Source organism: Cupriavidus sp. 01T418 (assembly GCF_056398885.1).
This window is the reverse complement of sequence record NZ_JBFTQG010000048.1, coordinates 1-13,033: the sequence shown is the minus strand read 5'-3', so window position 1 is coordinate 13,033 and position 13,033 is coordinate 1. Positions and strand designations below refer to the sequence as shown.

At 61.8% G+C, this 13,033-nt stretch carries 10 protein-coding genes and 1 tRNA gene; 6 read left to right on the top strand and 5 right to left on the bottom strand.

Features of this window, described 5'->3' with window-relative positions; genetic code table 11:
• Positions 1 to 148 precede the first annotated feature (148 nt).
• The 6 genes from AC1DQ3_RS30245 to AC1DQ3_RS30220 all read left to right on the top strand — a co-directional run bounded on the left by AC1DQ3_RS30245 (position 149) and on the right by AC1DQ3_RS30220 (position 7,207).
• Complete coding sequence (locus AC1DQ3_RS30245; RefSeq protein WP_477123802.1) at positions 149 to 1,423, top strand: BaiN/RdsA family NAD(P)/FAD-dependent oxidoreductase; 1,275 nt, start codon at positions 149 to 151, stop codon at positions 1,421 to 1,423.
• 99 nt (positions 1,424 to 1,522) lie between these two features.
• On the top strand, positions 1,523 to 1,735 hold the full coding sequence (gene rpsU, locus AC1DQ3_RS30240) for a 30S ribosomal protein S21 (protein ID WP_035866409.1): 213 nt from the start codon (positions 1,523 to 1,525) through the stop codon (positions 1,733 to 1,735).
• A gap of 133 nt (positions 1,736 to 1,868) precedes the next feature.
• A complete protein-coding gene (locus tag AC1DQ3_RS30235) occupies positions 1,869 to 2,318 on the top strand; it encodes a GatB/YqeY domain-containing protein (RefSeq protein WP_477123801.1) in 450 nt (149 codons plus the stop codon).
• 216 nt (positions 2,319 to 2,534) lie between these two features.
• Entirely contained in the window at positions 2,535 to 4,349 is a 1,815-nt protein-coding gene (dnaG, locus tag AC1DQ3_RS30230; protein ID WP_477123800.1) for a DNA primase, read from the top strand.
• Between the two features lie 203 nt (positions 4,350 to 4,552).
• A complete protein-coding gene (gene rpoD / locus AC1DQ3_RS30225; protein WP_477123799.1) occupies positions 4,553 to 7,102 on the top strand; it encodes an RNA polymerase sigma factor RpoD in 2,550 nt (849 codons plus the stop codon).
• Between the two features lie 26 nt (positions 7,103 to 7,128).
• Positions 7,129 to 7,207: transfer RNA gene (locus AC1DQ3_RS30220), tRNA-Ile, on the top strand.
• Positions 7,208 to 7,392: 185 nt separating this feature from the next.
• Here the strand turns inward: AC1DQ3_RS30220 and AC1DQ3_RS30215 are convergent.
• The 5 genes from AC1DQ3_RS30215 to iscB form a co-directional block, all read right to left on the bottom strand.
• Positions 7,393 to 8,670, bottom strand: a complete 1,278-nt coding sequence (locus AC1DQ3_RS30215) for an acyltransferase family protein (protein ID WP_477123798.1) — start codon at positions 8,668 to 8,670, stop codon at positions 7,393 to 7,395.
• Between the two features lie 244 nt (positions 8,671 to 8,914).
• Entirely contained in the window at positions 8,915 to 9,382 is a 468-nt protein-coding gene (locus tag AC1DQ3_RS30210; protein ID WP_477123797.1) for a hypothetical protein, read from the bottom strand.
• Positions 9,383 to 9,485: 103 nt separating this feature from the next.
• Positions 9,486 to 10,469 carry a glycosyltransferase gene (locus tag AC1DQ3_RS30205; protein ID WP_477123796.1) on the bottom strand — a complete coding sequence of 328 codons (984 nt, stop codon included), beginning with the start codon at positions 10,467 to 10,469 and terminating at the stop codon, positions 9,486 to 9,488.
• Positions 10,470 to 10,559: 90 nt separating this feature from the next.
• Positions 10,560 to 11,366 carry a glycosyltransferase family protein gene (locus AC1DQ3_RS30200; protein ID WP_477123795.1) on the bottom strand — a complete coding sequence of 269 codons (807 nt, stop codon included), beginning with the start codon at positions 11,364 to 11,366 and terminating at the stop codon, positions 10,560 to 10,562.
• Between the two features lie 56 nt (positions 11,367 to 11,422).
• Positions 11,423 to 12,826 (bottom strand): RNA-guided endonuclease IscB, encoded by a 1,404-nt coding sequence (iscB, locus tag AC1DQ3_RS30195; RefSeq protein ID WP_477123832.1) that lies wholly within the window; start codon positions 12,824 to 12,826, stop codon positions 11,423 to 11,425.
• Positions 12,827 to 13,033: the final 207 nt, after the last annotated feature.

The window sequence follows — 13,033 nt, the reverse complement described above, 5'->3', positions numbered from 1 at the left end:
GCAGCCGGCAAATCAAGGGGTTGGCGCGGGCGGCGGACCATCGGGCCGGCAGCCGGGCGTGAGGCCAGCAGGGTAGCACAGCGGCGATCGCCCTGCTTTTCGCTACAATCGCCGCTTCTTCAGCAGGCAATCGGTAGGCAAGAAAAACATGGGCAGCAAGCAGACCGCGCAGACCGGCCAGGCCGGCGCGCGCGCAGGGCGCTTCGATGTGGCGGTGCTTGGCGCCGGGGCCGCCGGCATGATGTGCGCGGCGGTAGCCGGCCAGGGTGGTGCCAGCGTGGTGCTGATCGACCATGCCACCAAACTGGCGGAGAAAATCCGCATTTCGGGCGGCGGGCGCTGCAATTTCACCAACTTGCAGGCGGGGCCGGCCAATTATTTGTCTGGCAATCCACACTTTTGCCGCTCGGCGCTGGCCCGCTATACGCCGCAGGACTTCCTCGACCTGATGCGGCGCCATGAGATCGACTGGCACGAGAAGCATCGCGGCCAGCTCTTCTGCAATGACAGCGCCGAGCAGGTGATCGACATGCTGCGCGCGGAATGCGGCGCGGGCAATGTGCACTGGCGCACCGGTTGCAGCGTGGACGAGGTCAGGCGCGAGGGCGAGGATTACCTGCTGATGACGGCCAGCGGTCCAATCCGCGCGGGTGCCCTGGTGGTGGCGACCGGAGGGCTTTCCATTCCCAAGATCGGCGCCACCGACCTGGGCTACCGCCTTGCCCGCCAGTTCGGGCTGGGCGTGATCGAGACGCGCCCGGGGCTGGTGCCGCTGACCTTCGACGGACAGGGCTGGGCGCCGTTCGTGCCGCTGGCTGGCGTTTCGATGGAGGTCGATATCGTGACGGGCAACGGCAAGACGGCTGGCGCCTTCCGCGAGGACCTGCTGTGGACCCACCGCGGTTTGTCAGGCCCTGCCGTGCTGCAAATCTCCAGCTTCTGGCGCCCGGGCACGCCCATCGCCATCGACCTGTTCGACGGCAAGGACGCCAGCGAGTGGCTGCTGGAGCAAAAGGGCAGCAGCCGCAAGCACCTGGCCAACCTGCTGGCCGAACGCCTGCCGGCGCGCCTGGCGGATGCCTGGTGCGCGGCTGCCGGACTGAATGGCGCCCAACCGCTGCATGATATGCCGGACAAGGCACTGCGCCGGCTTGGGGCCGCGCTGAATGGCTGGCAACTGACCCCGGCTGGGACCGAGGGTTACCGCAAGGCCGAGGTCACGCTCGGCGGCGTGGATACCCGGGCGCTGTCGTCGGCCACGATGATGGCCAGGACGGTGCCCAACCTCTACTTCATAGGCGAGGTGGTCGATGTGACCGGCTGGCTCGGCGGCTACAACTTCCAGTGGGCCTGGGCCTCCGGCGTGGCAGCCGGCCAGGCCGTTGCGGAAAACGCACGGGCCACGACGGTGGGAGTGGCCTAGGCGGCACGGCGAAATTTCTTGCCGCGCCGGCTTGACAGTCCGTGTGCTACACTTGTAGCTTTCGTAAAATCGCCAACAGCTGCTACTTATATCAGCAAGATGACCACGATCCACCTTAAAGAAAACGAGCCGTTTGAAGTCGCCATGCGTCGTTTCAAGCGCACCATCGAGAAGAACGGCTTGATTACTGAATTGCGGGCTCGTGAGTTTTACGAAAAGCCGACGGCCGAGCGCAAGCGCAAGAAGGCCGCCGCCGAGAAGCGCCACTACAAGCGCATCCGCAGCCAGATGCTGCCGAAGAAGCTGTACTGACCGCGCCCTTCGCTGCTGCATCAAAACCCGCTGTGGGCAAGGCTCCGGCGGGTTTTTGCATTGGCGGCCCGATGGCCGCGCTTGCCTCGCTTGGCCAGCAACGTCCCGCCCACCCTTTCCTGGAAACATTGCCATGTCCCTCAAAGCCCGTATCACTGAAGACATGAAGGCCGCCATGCGGGCCCGCGAAACCGAGCGCCTCGGCACCATCCGCCTGCTCCTGGCTGCCATCAAGCAGAGGGAAGTGGACGAGCGCATCGAACTCGACGACACCGCCGTGATGGCCGTGATCGAAAAGCTGATCAAGCAGCGCAAAGACTCCCTGTCCCAGTTCACCCAAGCCGGCCGCACTGACCTGGCGGACAAGGAAAGCGCTGAAATCGAGGTGCTCAAGGTTTATATGCCCGCCGCGCTGTCGGATGCCGAAATCGCCGCCGAGGTGCAGGCCGCGGTGGCGGAAAGCGGCGCTGCCGGTCCGCAGGACATGGGCAAGGTGATGGCGGTGCTCAAGCCCAGGCTGGCCGGTCGCGCCGACATGACTGTCGTATCCGGCCTGGTCAAGGCCGCGCTGACGGCGCATTGAGCCGCGGCCAGCCGCAGCTGATTTAGTTGCCGCCGCGAGTGTTGTATAAAGCATGTTTTGTCCGACACCCTCGCCGGCGCTGAATGCAATCCGTTGCGTCTGCACTACAATGTAGTGTCATGAGGCCGGAAAGCGCAGTGCCGGTCACGCATTTCACAACACAACATCGCTGCCGCCCGATTCCACGGGGGGCTCGGCCAAGGGACGACAAGCCGGGTGATTCCGCAATCCTTCATTCAGGACCTGCTCAACCGTGTCGACATAGTCGATGTGGTGGGCAAGTATGTGCAGTTGAAGAAGGGCGGCGCCAACTTCATGGGGCTGTGCCCCTTCCATAACGAGAAGTCGCCGTCTTTCACGGTCTCGCCGACCAAGCAGTTCTACCACTGCTTCGGCTGCGCCGCGCATGGCTCGGCCATCGGCTTCCTGATGGAATACTCCGGGCAGTCGTACCCGGACGCTGTGCGCGAACTGGCGCAATCGGTCGGCCTGTCCGTGCCCGAGGACCGCGACCGGCTGCCGCCGGCCCAGCGCGCCGAACAACAGGCTCGCTCGCTCGCGCTCTCCGACGCCATGACGCGCGCCACCGAGTTCTACCGGCGTCAACTGCGCAGCGCGCCCCAGGCGATCCAGTACCTCAAGGGCCGCGGGCTGTCCGGCGAGATCGCGGCGCAATTCGGCCTGGGCTATGCACCTGACGACTGGCAGGGACTGGAATCGGTGTTCGGCAGCTATCGCGACGACGCCATCGCCGGCCCGCTGGTGGAATCCGGCTTGATGATCGAAAGCGCCGAGAAGCGCGACGCCGACGGCAAGCCGCGGCGCTACGACCGCTTTCGCGACCGCATCATGTTCCCCATTCGCAACACCAAGGGCCAGGTGATCGGTTTTGGCGGACGGGTGATGGGGCAGGGCGAGCCCAAGTACCTGAACTCGCCGGAAACCCCGCTGTTCAGCAAAGGTACCGAACTATATGGCTTATTCGAGGCACGCCATGCGATCCGGGAAACCGGCTACGTTCTGGTGGTCGAAGGCTATATGGACGTGGTGGCGCTGGCCCAGCTCGGCTTTGCCAACGCCGTGGCCACGCTGGGCACGGCCTGCACCCCGGTGCATGTGCAGAAGCTGCTGCGACAGACCGACGCCGTAGTGTTCTCGTTCGACGGCGACGCCGCCGGGCGCCGCGCGGCGCGGCGGGCCCTGGAGGCGTGCCTGCCCTATGTGGCGGACAACAAGACCATCCGTTTCCTGTTCTTGCCCACCGAGCACGATCCGGACAGCTATGTGCGGGAGCAGGGCACCGATGCCTTCGCCGCTCAGGTGCGCGACGCCATGCCGCTGTCGCGATTCCTGCTGCAGGTGGTCACGGAAGGCCAGGAACTGCGCCAGCCGGAAGGCCGCGCCCGCGCCCAGTACGAGGCCAAGCCATTGCTGCAGGCCATGCCCGGTGGAGGCCTGCGCCTGCAGATCGTGCGCGAGCTGGCCGACGCCACCGGCACCACGCCTGCCGAGATCGAGGCGGTCTGCGGGCTGGCCAGCGACCCGGTGCGGGTCGGCCGCTTCGCCCAGCCGCGGCCGCGAGCCAAGCGCCAGGCGCCCACGGGGCTGGAACAGCGCGTGCTGCAATTGCTGATGTGCTATCCGCAGCTCTCGAGCAGGCTCGACGCCGATAGTCGAGCGCTATTGCTGGAAGATGAGCAGGCCGACGCGGAGGTGCTGGCGCACCTCGTGTCCGCGTGTGACGAGTTGCAGGGCGAAGTGAACTTCGCGGCCTTTAGCGAGCATCTCGCGCAGTCGCCGTATGCGGAGGCCTACGCCAATGTGCGCGCGGCGGTACTGCGAGAAGAGATCGACGAGGAACCGGCGGAACAGGAGTTCGATGCGGCCATCACCAAGCTGCTGGCGGGGCCGTTGCAGCGCGAACTCGCCAGCCTGCAGCAGGCGGTGGTCATGGGAACGGCGGACGAGGCGGGCAAGATCCGGATGCGCTGGCTGGTCGGCGAGATCAACCGCCGGCGCCAGTTGGGTTGACGTGAGTTGACTGTCCGGCAGCTCGGACAACGCTGCCGTCGTGATATATAAGTGAGGGTTTGGCTCGGCCTGCTTGAGCTTAAGCCTTGATTTATCAGGTGAAAGCCTCACCTGTTGGGAAGCCGGCTAATTGTGACGTGCTACAATTGCCGGTTTGGATAGCGAAATCTTTCTCTCCCGTTCTGGTGAAAGTGAGCGTGCCAATGGCAAAGGCCAAAGCAACCGAAAAGGTTTCCACTAAAGCTCCCCAAACAGGGAGCGGCAAGGCGTCCGCGAAAACAACGGCGGCTGCGAAGACGGCCGCGTCTGTCAAGGCGCCAGCCCAGCCTGTGCCAGCCAAGACTGCGCGGAGCGCCGTGGCGTCTGCTGCGTCTACTCCCACCGGGACTCGCATATCCGAGAACTTGAAGTCCTCAACTTCGGCACGCGAGAGCGGCGATAGCGCCAATACAAGCGGCAACAACGCCGCGTCTGTACCTGTGAAAGGCAAGAGTATTACCGTGGCGAAACAGCAGAATACCGAAGTCGAGAGCAAGCAGGCGGCAGCGACAAGTGCCAGGACGGGAGACGCCAAGTCAGACGCGCCCGCGTCCGAGGCCAACCTGGCTGCCACCACTTCCGCCCCCGTTGCATCCGAGCGTCCCGCCGCTCCGGCAGTCAAGCTGGAGACGAAGAAGCGTGGCCGCAAGCCCAAGGCCGGAGCGCAGCAAGACGACAGCACGACAGACGACGTGACTGAAGAGCTTGACGAAGACGAGAGCCCCGCTGCAGCGCCCGCTGCCGCACCCAAGTCCGAAAAGCAGAAGGCGCGCGACCGCAAGGCCAAGGAAAAGGCCCTGCTCAAGGAGTTCGCCTCGACCCAGCAGGGCACCGAGGAAGAACTGGAGGCGCGCCGCCAGAAGCTCAAGGCGCTGATCAAGCTGGGCAAGTCGCGCGGTTACCTGACTTACGCCGAGATCAACGATCACCTCCCGGACGACATGGTCGATTCGGAATCGATCGACACGCTGGTCGCCACGCTGAACGACATCGGCATCGCCGTCTACGAGCAGGCGCCGGACGCGGAAACGCTGCTGCTCAACGACAACGCCCCGTCGGCGACCAGCGAGGAAGAAGCCGAGGAAGAGGCTGAGGCTGCGCTGTCCACGGTGGACTCCGAATTCGGCCGCACCACCGATCCCGTGCGCATGTACATGCGCGAGATGGGCACGGTGGAACTGCTTACGCGCGAAGGCGAAATCGAAATCGCCAAGCGCATCGAAGCCGGCCTGAAAGACATGGTGATGGCGATCTCGGCATGCCCGGTCACGATCTCCGAGATACTGGCGCTGGCCGAGCGCGTTGCCAGCGACGAGATCAAGATCGATGAGTTCGTCGACGGCCTGATCGACCCGAACGCCGAGGAAATTCCCGTGGCACCCCCGGCGCCGGTTGTCGCGGCGGCGGCCGAGGAAGACGAAGAAGAGTCGGACGAGGAAGGGTCGGACGAAGACGAGGACGACGACGCAGGCGGCCTGGCGGCCTCCGCGCGCCAGCTCGAAGAACTGAAGCTGGGCGCGCTGGAGAAATTCCGCATCATCGCCGAGCAGTTCGAGAAGATGCACCGCTCGTTCGAGAAGGAAGGCTACAAGTCCAAGGCCTACGTCAAGGCCCAGGAAGCCATCCAGAATGAACTGATGACCATCCGCTTCACCGCGCGCAACGTCGAACGCCTGTGCGACACGCTGCGTGGCCAGGTGGACGAAGTGCGCAAGTTCGAGCGCTCCATCCTGAAGATCGTGGTGGACAAGTGCGGCATGCCGCGCGCGGATTTCGTCGCCCGCTTCCCGGGCAATGAAACCAACCTCGAATGGATTGACTCGATCATTGCCGACGGCAAGCCGTACAGCGTCACCGTCGAGCGCAATGTGCCGGCCGTGCGTGAGCTGCAGCAAAAGCTGATCGACCTGCAATCGCGCGTGGTGTTGCCGCTGAAGGAACTGAAGGACGTCAACCGCAAGATGAGCGAGGGCGAGAAGCGCGCCCGCGAAGCCAAGCGCGAGATGACCGAGGCCAACCTGCGCCTGGTGATCTCGATCGCCAAGAAATACACCAACCGTGGCTTGCAGTTCCTCGATTTGATCCAGGAAGGCAACATCGGCCTGATGAAGGCGGTGGACAAGTTCGAATACCGCCGCGGCTACAAGTTCTCCACGTACGCCACGTGGTGGATCCGCCAGGCCATCACCCGTTCGATCGCCGATCAGGCGCGCACCATCCGTATCCCGGTGCACATGATCGAAACGATCAACAAGATGAACCGCATCTCGCGCCAGATCCTGCAGGAAACCGGCAACGAGCCGGATCCGGCAACGCTGGCCGAGAAGATGGAGATGCCGGAAGACAAGATCCGCAAGATCATGAAGATCGCGAAAGAGCCGATCTCCATGGAAACGCCGATCGGTGACGACGACGACTCCCACCTGGGCGACTTCATCGAAGACACCAACACGCTGGCCCCGGCCGAAGCGGCGTTGCACGGCTCCATGCGCGACGTCGTCAAGGACGTGCTGGACTCGCTCACGCCGCGCGAAGCCAAGGTGCTGCGCATGCGTTTCGGCATCGAAATGAGCACCGATCACACGCTGGAAGAAGTCGGCAAGCAGTTCGACGTCACCCGTGAACGGATCCGCCAGATAGAAGCCAAGGCACTGCGCAAGCTGCGTCATCCGAGCCGCTCAGATAAGCTTAAGAGTTTCCTCGAAGGTAGTTAATCGGTATGATGCCGGTCTGATTTCCTGGGCCTCTAGCTCATGCCTGGTTAGAGCAGCGGACTCATAATCCGTTGGTGCCGTGTTCGACTCACGGGAGGCCCACCATTTAAATCAAGGGGTTACAGCGTTTTGCGTTGTAACCCCTTGTTCATATTGGCTCCACGTAGTAACGCCTGCCAATCTTGCCCCAGGCCGTTAGCTGATGACCTGGAAACCAATCCAGTCGAACATTCTCGGCAGGTCCGGGGCTGTCGCCCGTTCGCCAACGAGGCCAAGTGACGGCGCCGCCATTACACGTCTACCTCTTTAACGCGCGCGTTTGAAGCCCGCTGGGAAGCAAATGGTGACGATAGGGCCGTGACGCGCTGCTGGGGGCCAAACACTCGACGCAGAATGCTTCTCAGCGGGGCGATAACCCTCTCCTGGAAAACGATGGACGCGAGAAGGGCCAGGAGCAGATAGACCGGATAGTAATAAAGCCGTGGCGGAGCCGCGTTCACTGCCTGAACACATTCGTGCGCCCTATGAACGCAGGACAGAAGCGGGTATGGTATTTCGAGAATTTTTTGAACTTTTATAAACAGGATGAAAAGCGGCCATTGGATGGCGAATATTGACAACGACGCGTTGCCCAGCCGCTTGGTCCAATTTACCGTTCGTTGCGATGCTTCTCGCAGCATGCTCGTGCAGACGAGAATCAACGCGATTTGAGTAGGCATCATCATCCCGTTATGAAGCAGGACCCGGAAAAATATTGGACTAATCGCGAACAGATAAGCCGCGCCGACGAAAATTGCTGCAAGCGTTAGTATTGCGATGCGCCAATGGCGAGCCACGAAAAAGGTGATTCGCTCATCATTTTCGGTGAAAATACCGTACGCGACAATCCCCGCCAGGAATTCGGGAAGCCGTACCAGTGGATTCGTGTGAAGTGTCCCGATTGCCCATGGCTCGTAAGATGCAAGCATCGCCACGCCTAGTGCCGGCAACAGGCAAGCGGCCCACAGAGCAAGAAGTACCGTGTACTTTCGGCGCATACGGAGCAACCGGGGTGCGAGCGCCGGGAAGGATAAGTAAAAGAAGAACAGCGTTGACAAGGACCACGCTGGGATGTTGAAGGCAGCGTAAAACGGATTCCACGCCTGAAGCAACGTGACTTGCATTACTAAATTGACTACAAATTCTACCGGGCTCATCGTATGGCTTGCTGGTGGCGTCGAATCCACCCAGCTCAGATCAACCTCGTACATATGGGAGCCAAAAGACATCAACCCGATTGTCAGAAGCAGTGTAATAATGTGTATGGGATAAATGTTGAAAAATCGATTACGGATGAATATCGACGCTGGAACTTTTAATTCCTTTCCTATACTCGATCCAATATAAACATGTGCCAGAATGAATCCGGATAAAATAAAAAAGGTGCTGGTCACATATCCGCCGAATTTAAAGATGCCAGTCAGCGGAATCGTTTCGACACCGGGATATCCCAAAAGCGTGTGAAACAGAACAAGATAGCAGGCAAGCAGAAAACGCAGACAATCCAGGCCCGGAAAATTTCTTTTCATCTAGTGCTCCCGCTTCTTGATGCGGCGCGTGTGTGGTTGGCTGCGCAACCCCTTAGTGTCCCCGACCATGTCATGGTGCACTGCGGAACGCAGAATGACACGTGCTAGTTTGAAGGCACCGGATCCGCGCGGTATGTACGATCTCCCACCAAGACTGAGCGAACAGCCGCACGAACTGCATGTTGGGCGGCGCGCTGGGCGCTGGAACTTCTCTTGCCTTCAACCGACTTTCACATCCTGCCTTTCAGAGCTTTTGAATCGCGGCCAGATCAAATATCTTCGCCCAGCGCATCGCCTCCTTGCGATTCGCCGTCGGGATAGTCCAACTGGCTTGCGCATTGTGCTCAAGACGCAATTCAAGCATCCACTTGCCGCCGCTTTCCAACGGGCTGGCGCCTGCAATATCCGCAAAGATAAATCGAGTCTGCTGGCCACCGATATCCAGGGAGCCCCGCTTTCGCTCAGGGTCGACCCGGAGCGATCCCCACGTCCCTTCCAACGACAGGATGCGCTCCCCTCTGACCTTGACACCGTGGATCGCACGATAGCGACGCACCAGGCTTACGACAAATCCAGCGAGCAGCGCCGCGTAGACGACCACGGCGGCGGTACCTGCGACCCAGCCAAATGCCGCGTCTACTGCAATGTATAGCCGGACCGCACCGTAGATGAGGGCACCGATCAGTGCCAGGCCGGCGATGATGAATGGCACGTTTATTCCTTGAAGAACGCAAAAAAGCCCCCGCTGCCGCTAACAGTGCGGCGCCTGGCTGTGGTCAACTCCTTGACCGTTCGTACGGAAAATGTCCTTAACCTCAGTTTCTCCACGGCAGCAGTGTACTGCCCCTGACCGAAGGCGATTCGACCACGCCGGAGTGCAAAGGCTCGCCAGCCAGGATCTTCTCGTAGTACATCACGTACTTGCGCGCCATTCGCTCGGCAGTGAAGCGTGCTGCCCAGTAGGCATGGAGCGCGCGCCGGTCAAAGCGGTCGGCGCGGCGCGCGGCCTCGGCTAACTCGTCAGCGCAGACGGCCAGCGACCCCGCCTCGGGACCAATCAGTTCCGGCAATGAGCCATAGGGTGTCCCAAAGACCGGCACCCCAAAATAGAGGCTTTCGATCGTCGCGATGCCGAAGGGCTCCGGCCAACGCACGGGGAGTAGCAGCCCACGCGCGCCACGTAGCCAGCGGCTCTTCACATGGTCATCCACCATGCCGTGGAAATGTGTGTTTGGATCCAGCGTGAGCCGAAAGCCCATCTTGAAGTTCAGCCTGTGCCCGCCCAGGACTTCCAGCGGCGCGCCGGCAAGCCTTGCGGTGCGGATCGCGCCCGTCAAGTTCTTGACCTTCCAGGCGGCCTTGGCCAGAAACACGAAGGGGCCGCCGCGCGCCGCAAAATCTGGCTGCGCATAGCCGCGCGGATCCATCCCATGGTGGACGAAGGCCGTAGCGCCGTGGTTGCGCGCATGGCTCTCCGATACGAAGATGCTGTTCGGATGGAAGCGTCTCGCCTCCGAAGTGTTACCGTGGATGGTCTGGCACGCAGATAGCCCAAAGTCCTCAGGCAAGCCAGAATGGCTGTGCACGATATCGGTGTCGGCGGGGATCTGAGTATGCAGCGGCGTGGCACGGTTCCAGGCCAGGACCGGAGCGAAGTCCAACCGCGAGCCGGCATGGGCGAGGTAGCATACGCGATGGCCGAGTTCGTGCAGGGCGCGGCCCAACCAAACGGCCACCCGCTCGGTGCCGCCGTATTGGACCGGCGGCAAGAGCGCGTCGATTACGATACAAACGCGCATGGCACGCCAGGTGCCACGCCACCAGGCAAACAAAGTGTTCCCGCGTTGAATAAAATCATATTTCGCTCCAGCCGGATGCGTTAAGTCGCTTTAGGCAACCAGGTTATAGTGTTTCCTGGTCAAGTCCCGCCGAAGGAGTCGCTCGATTCTTGCCAATGCACGATGCCGCAAGTCGCGGCGACTGAGTCGGTATGTCGCGTCCGGCTGAAAGGTTTGCTCAGCATATTCGGCGAGCCAATCCTGGACCACCTTGGGATGGGTCCCGCTGAAGGTCTGGAGAGTCGTTGAATCAATCTGGCTGTAATCCTTGAATTTCGGCGTGTGGTCCCAGTACCGCGAGACCTGCCGGCTCTTTTCTCGCATCCTCTCGATGCTGCGCACGTGACCGTAGTGGTAGATCGGGCAGCCGACCATCGCTCCACGGGGATAGCGATTGCGCCGATTCCCCTCCATTACCATCCAGAACAGTCCGTCTGGAGCCAGGCTGCGAATGTTGTTGCGGATGATCCGGGGCGCGTGGCGATACCAGGCCGGGCTTTTGGCCACAAAATCCGGACAACCGTAAAAGTGGTGGTATTCAAAGACGAGCACTTCAACTTCGGGGTTATGAAGGTGTTCATGCATGGCGGCGCGGATCGTCGGCGCGTCTGCCTCATGAATGATCTCGTCACCCTCCAGGTAGAAGGCCCAGTCGCCGGTACAGTTGAATTGCGCAACCATTTTTTGCTGCGCATAAACATACCCTGCCGTACGCATCCTCTCGTTCCACGCCGTTTCGATGATTCGAATGCGTGGATCCCCAATCTCGCGCACGCGTTCCAAGGTGTCGTCTTCGCTGGCCCCGACCGCAACAACGACCTCATCGCATACCGACAGGAGGCCGCGCAAGCTTTCCACGTAGGGGTATCCCAGGGTCGTGCCATTCCGCAGGAATGTGAACCCACTGACCTTCATCAGTTCGCGCGGGAAACATCGGCCTTCAGGCCGGTGAGGGATAGCGCGCGACGCGAAGCGTCGTCCCTGTGCCCGCTCTCCTTCGTGGATGGCGCTACGAGTGAATAACCATATCCGTCGCCGCGTTGCATGATCTTGCAATTGCGGTGAGAAACACCTTGGACGACGCCTTCGGCGGTCTGAATGTTGAAGGAGCCGGTGGCGCGAATCGCCACCCGCCCAAAATGCCTGCCAGCCTTCTTCCCGGACGGGACATCGGCCCGCACCATATCGCCGGTCTGAAAGCCGAAGGCGCGTTTGCTGCGCATGAGGTAGCCGCGAGGAAAGCCGGATGCGGTGAGTCGCGTGCGCTGGTAAGCGCCGCGGCCCGTGCACTTGATCGCCAACGTGGGCTTTTGCCATCCCGAAACCGAGTCGATCACCCCAACGCACGCGGCGTCCAGCGCGTGCGTCTTTGGCAGATCGAATCGTCGGCGATTGTACTTCGTCCGGCCGCCAGAACCCGTCTCCACTGAAAGCCCCATGCTCTTCAGCGCGTTGTACAAAGCCCACCGGGTCGAATTGACCGCAGCAGCGTCGCGAAGCGGTGACTTTGCCTTGGCCAGGATGCGTCTGAGACGCTCCGGGTCCTTGCGCAGGAAATCAGAGAGCGGACGTGCGGCCTTCTTCCGATTGCAAGGCACGCACGCCAGCGTCAGGTTGGCGACCCGGTTGGAGCCACCGCTTGCCCGGGCATCGATATGCTCCATTTCCAGCGGCGTATCGCGGGCATCGCAGTACGCGCACTGCCGGCCCCATTTCTCCAGCAGGTACTCCCGGACCTGGTAGCCGGCCAGTTCGCCTTGCTGATACTCGACGCCGGAGATCTCCGGGTTTTGCAGCGCCTGCATGTCGAAGCGGACGAGTTCGGTGCTGACGGCGGTAATCGGCGCGAGCGCCCGGAAACGGCGTACCCAAGCCATCGTGGTCTGCACACGGTGTTGCAGGCTCGGCGCCAGCCAGCCTACGGGCTTGCGCCGGTTATCGAAACGAGCGGCACGATAGCGAGTCTTGCGGCCACGCCTGCCACGTCGCATGGCCCGCCGTGCGGTCAGGCTCAGGCTGATCTGCGCGCCGCGGTGGATCAGTTCGGCGAGAGACAGCACGGCAGCATGCCGAGCCGGCTCGGCACCGCCGGACTCAACTTCTCGTACGATGGCCACCCCAGTGCCCTTGCTACCTGGATCCAGCTTAAGACGGACCGGTTGCAGGACGCTGTCCGCCTGTCGCCGATCCACCAGGCGGATGGCGAAAGGCATCACGCGGTGCACGCGCGCGCGGCCGCGCGCCAACAGCAGCTTCGCTCGTTTCTCACTGCACGGCATGAGCGGCTTGCCGCTCTTGTCCAACACAAAGACTGCCAAGGCAATCTCTCCTGAAAAGTTGCCCTTACGGGCCTGGTGACGCCTCCCCTGCGGGAGGTCTCCCCTCGGCAATGTTGCGAACCGGCGATCTGCCCCGATCCGTTTCGTGCTTACCCTGTCGCTTGTCTGCAACCGGGGCTTCAAGAGGTTGGAACTGAGGAAGCATCCCAACGTTGGTCTTGCACCTCTTGCACCTGGTCGCAACGT

Bases quoted from the DNA above. Each gene is read 5' to 3' on its own strand.
- rpoD (WP_477123799.1), top strand. From the start codon at position 4,553: ATGGCAAAGGCCAAAGCAACCGAAAAGGTTTCCACTAAAGCTCCCCAA.
- rpsU (WP_035866409.1), top strand. From the start codon at position 1,523: ATGACCACGATCCACCTTAAAGAAAACGAGCCGTTTGAAGTCGCCATG.
- AC1DQ3_RS30245 (WP_477123802.1), top strand. From the start codon at position 149: ATGGGCAGCAAGCAGACCGCGCAGACCGGCCAGGCCGGCGCGCGCGCA.
- AC1DQ3_RS30205 (WP_477123796.1), bottom strand. From the start codon at position 10,469: ATGCGCGTTTGTATCGTAATCGACGCGCTCTTGCCGCCGGTCCAATAC.
- AC1DQ3_RS30215 (WP_477123798.1), bottom strand. From the start codon at position 8,670: ATGAAAAGAAATTTTCCGGGCCTGGATTGTCTGCGTTTTCTGCTTGCC.
- AC1DQ3_RS30235 (WP_477123801.1), top strand. From the start codon at position 1,869: ATGTCCCTCAAAGCCCGTATCACTGAAGACATGAAGGCCGCCATGCGG.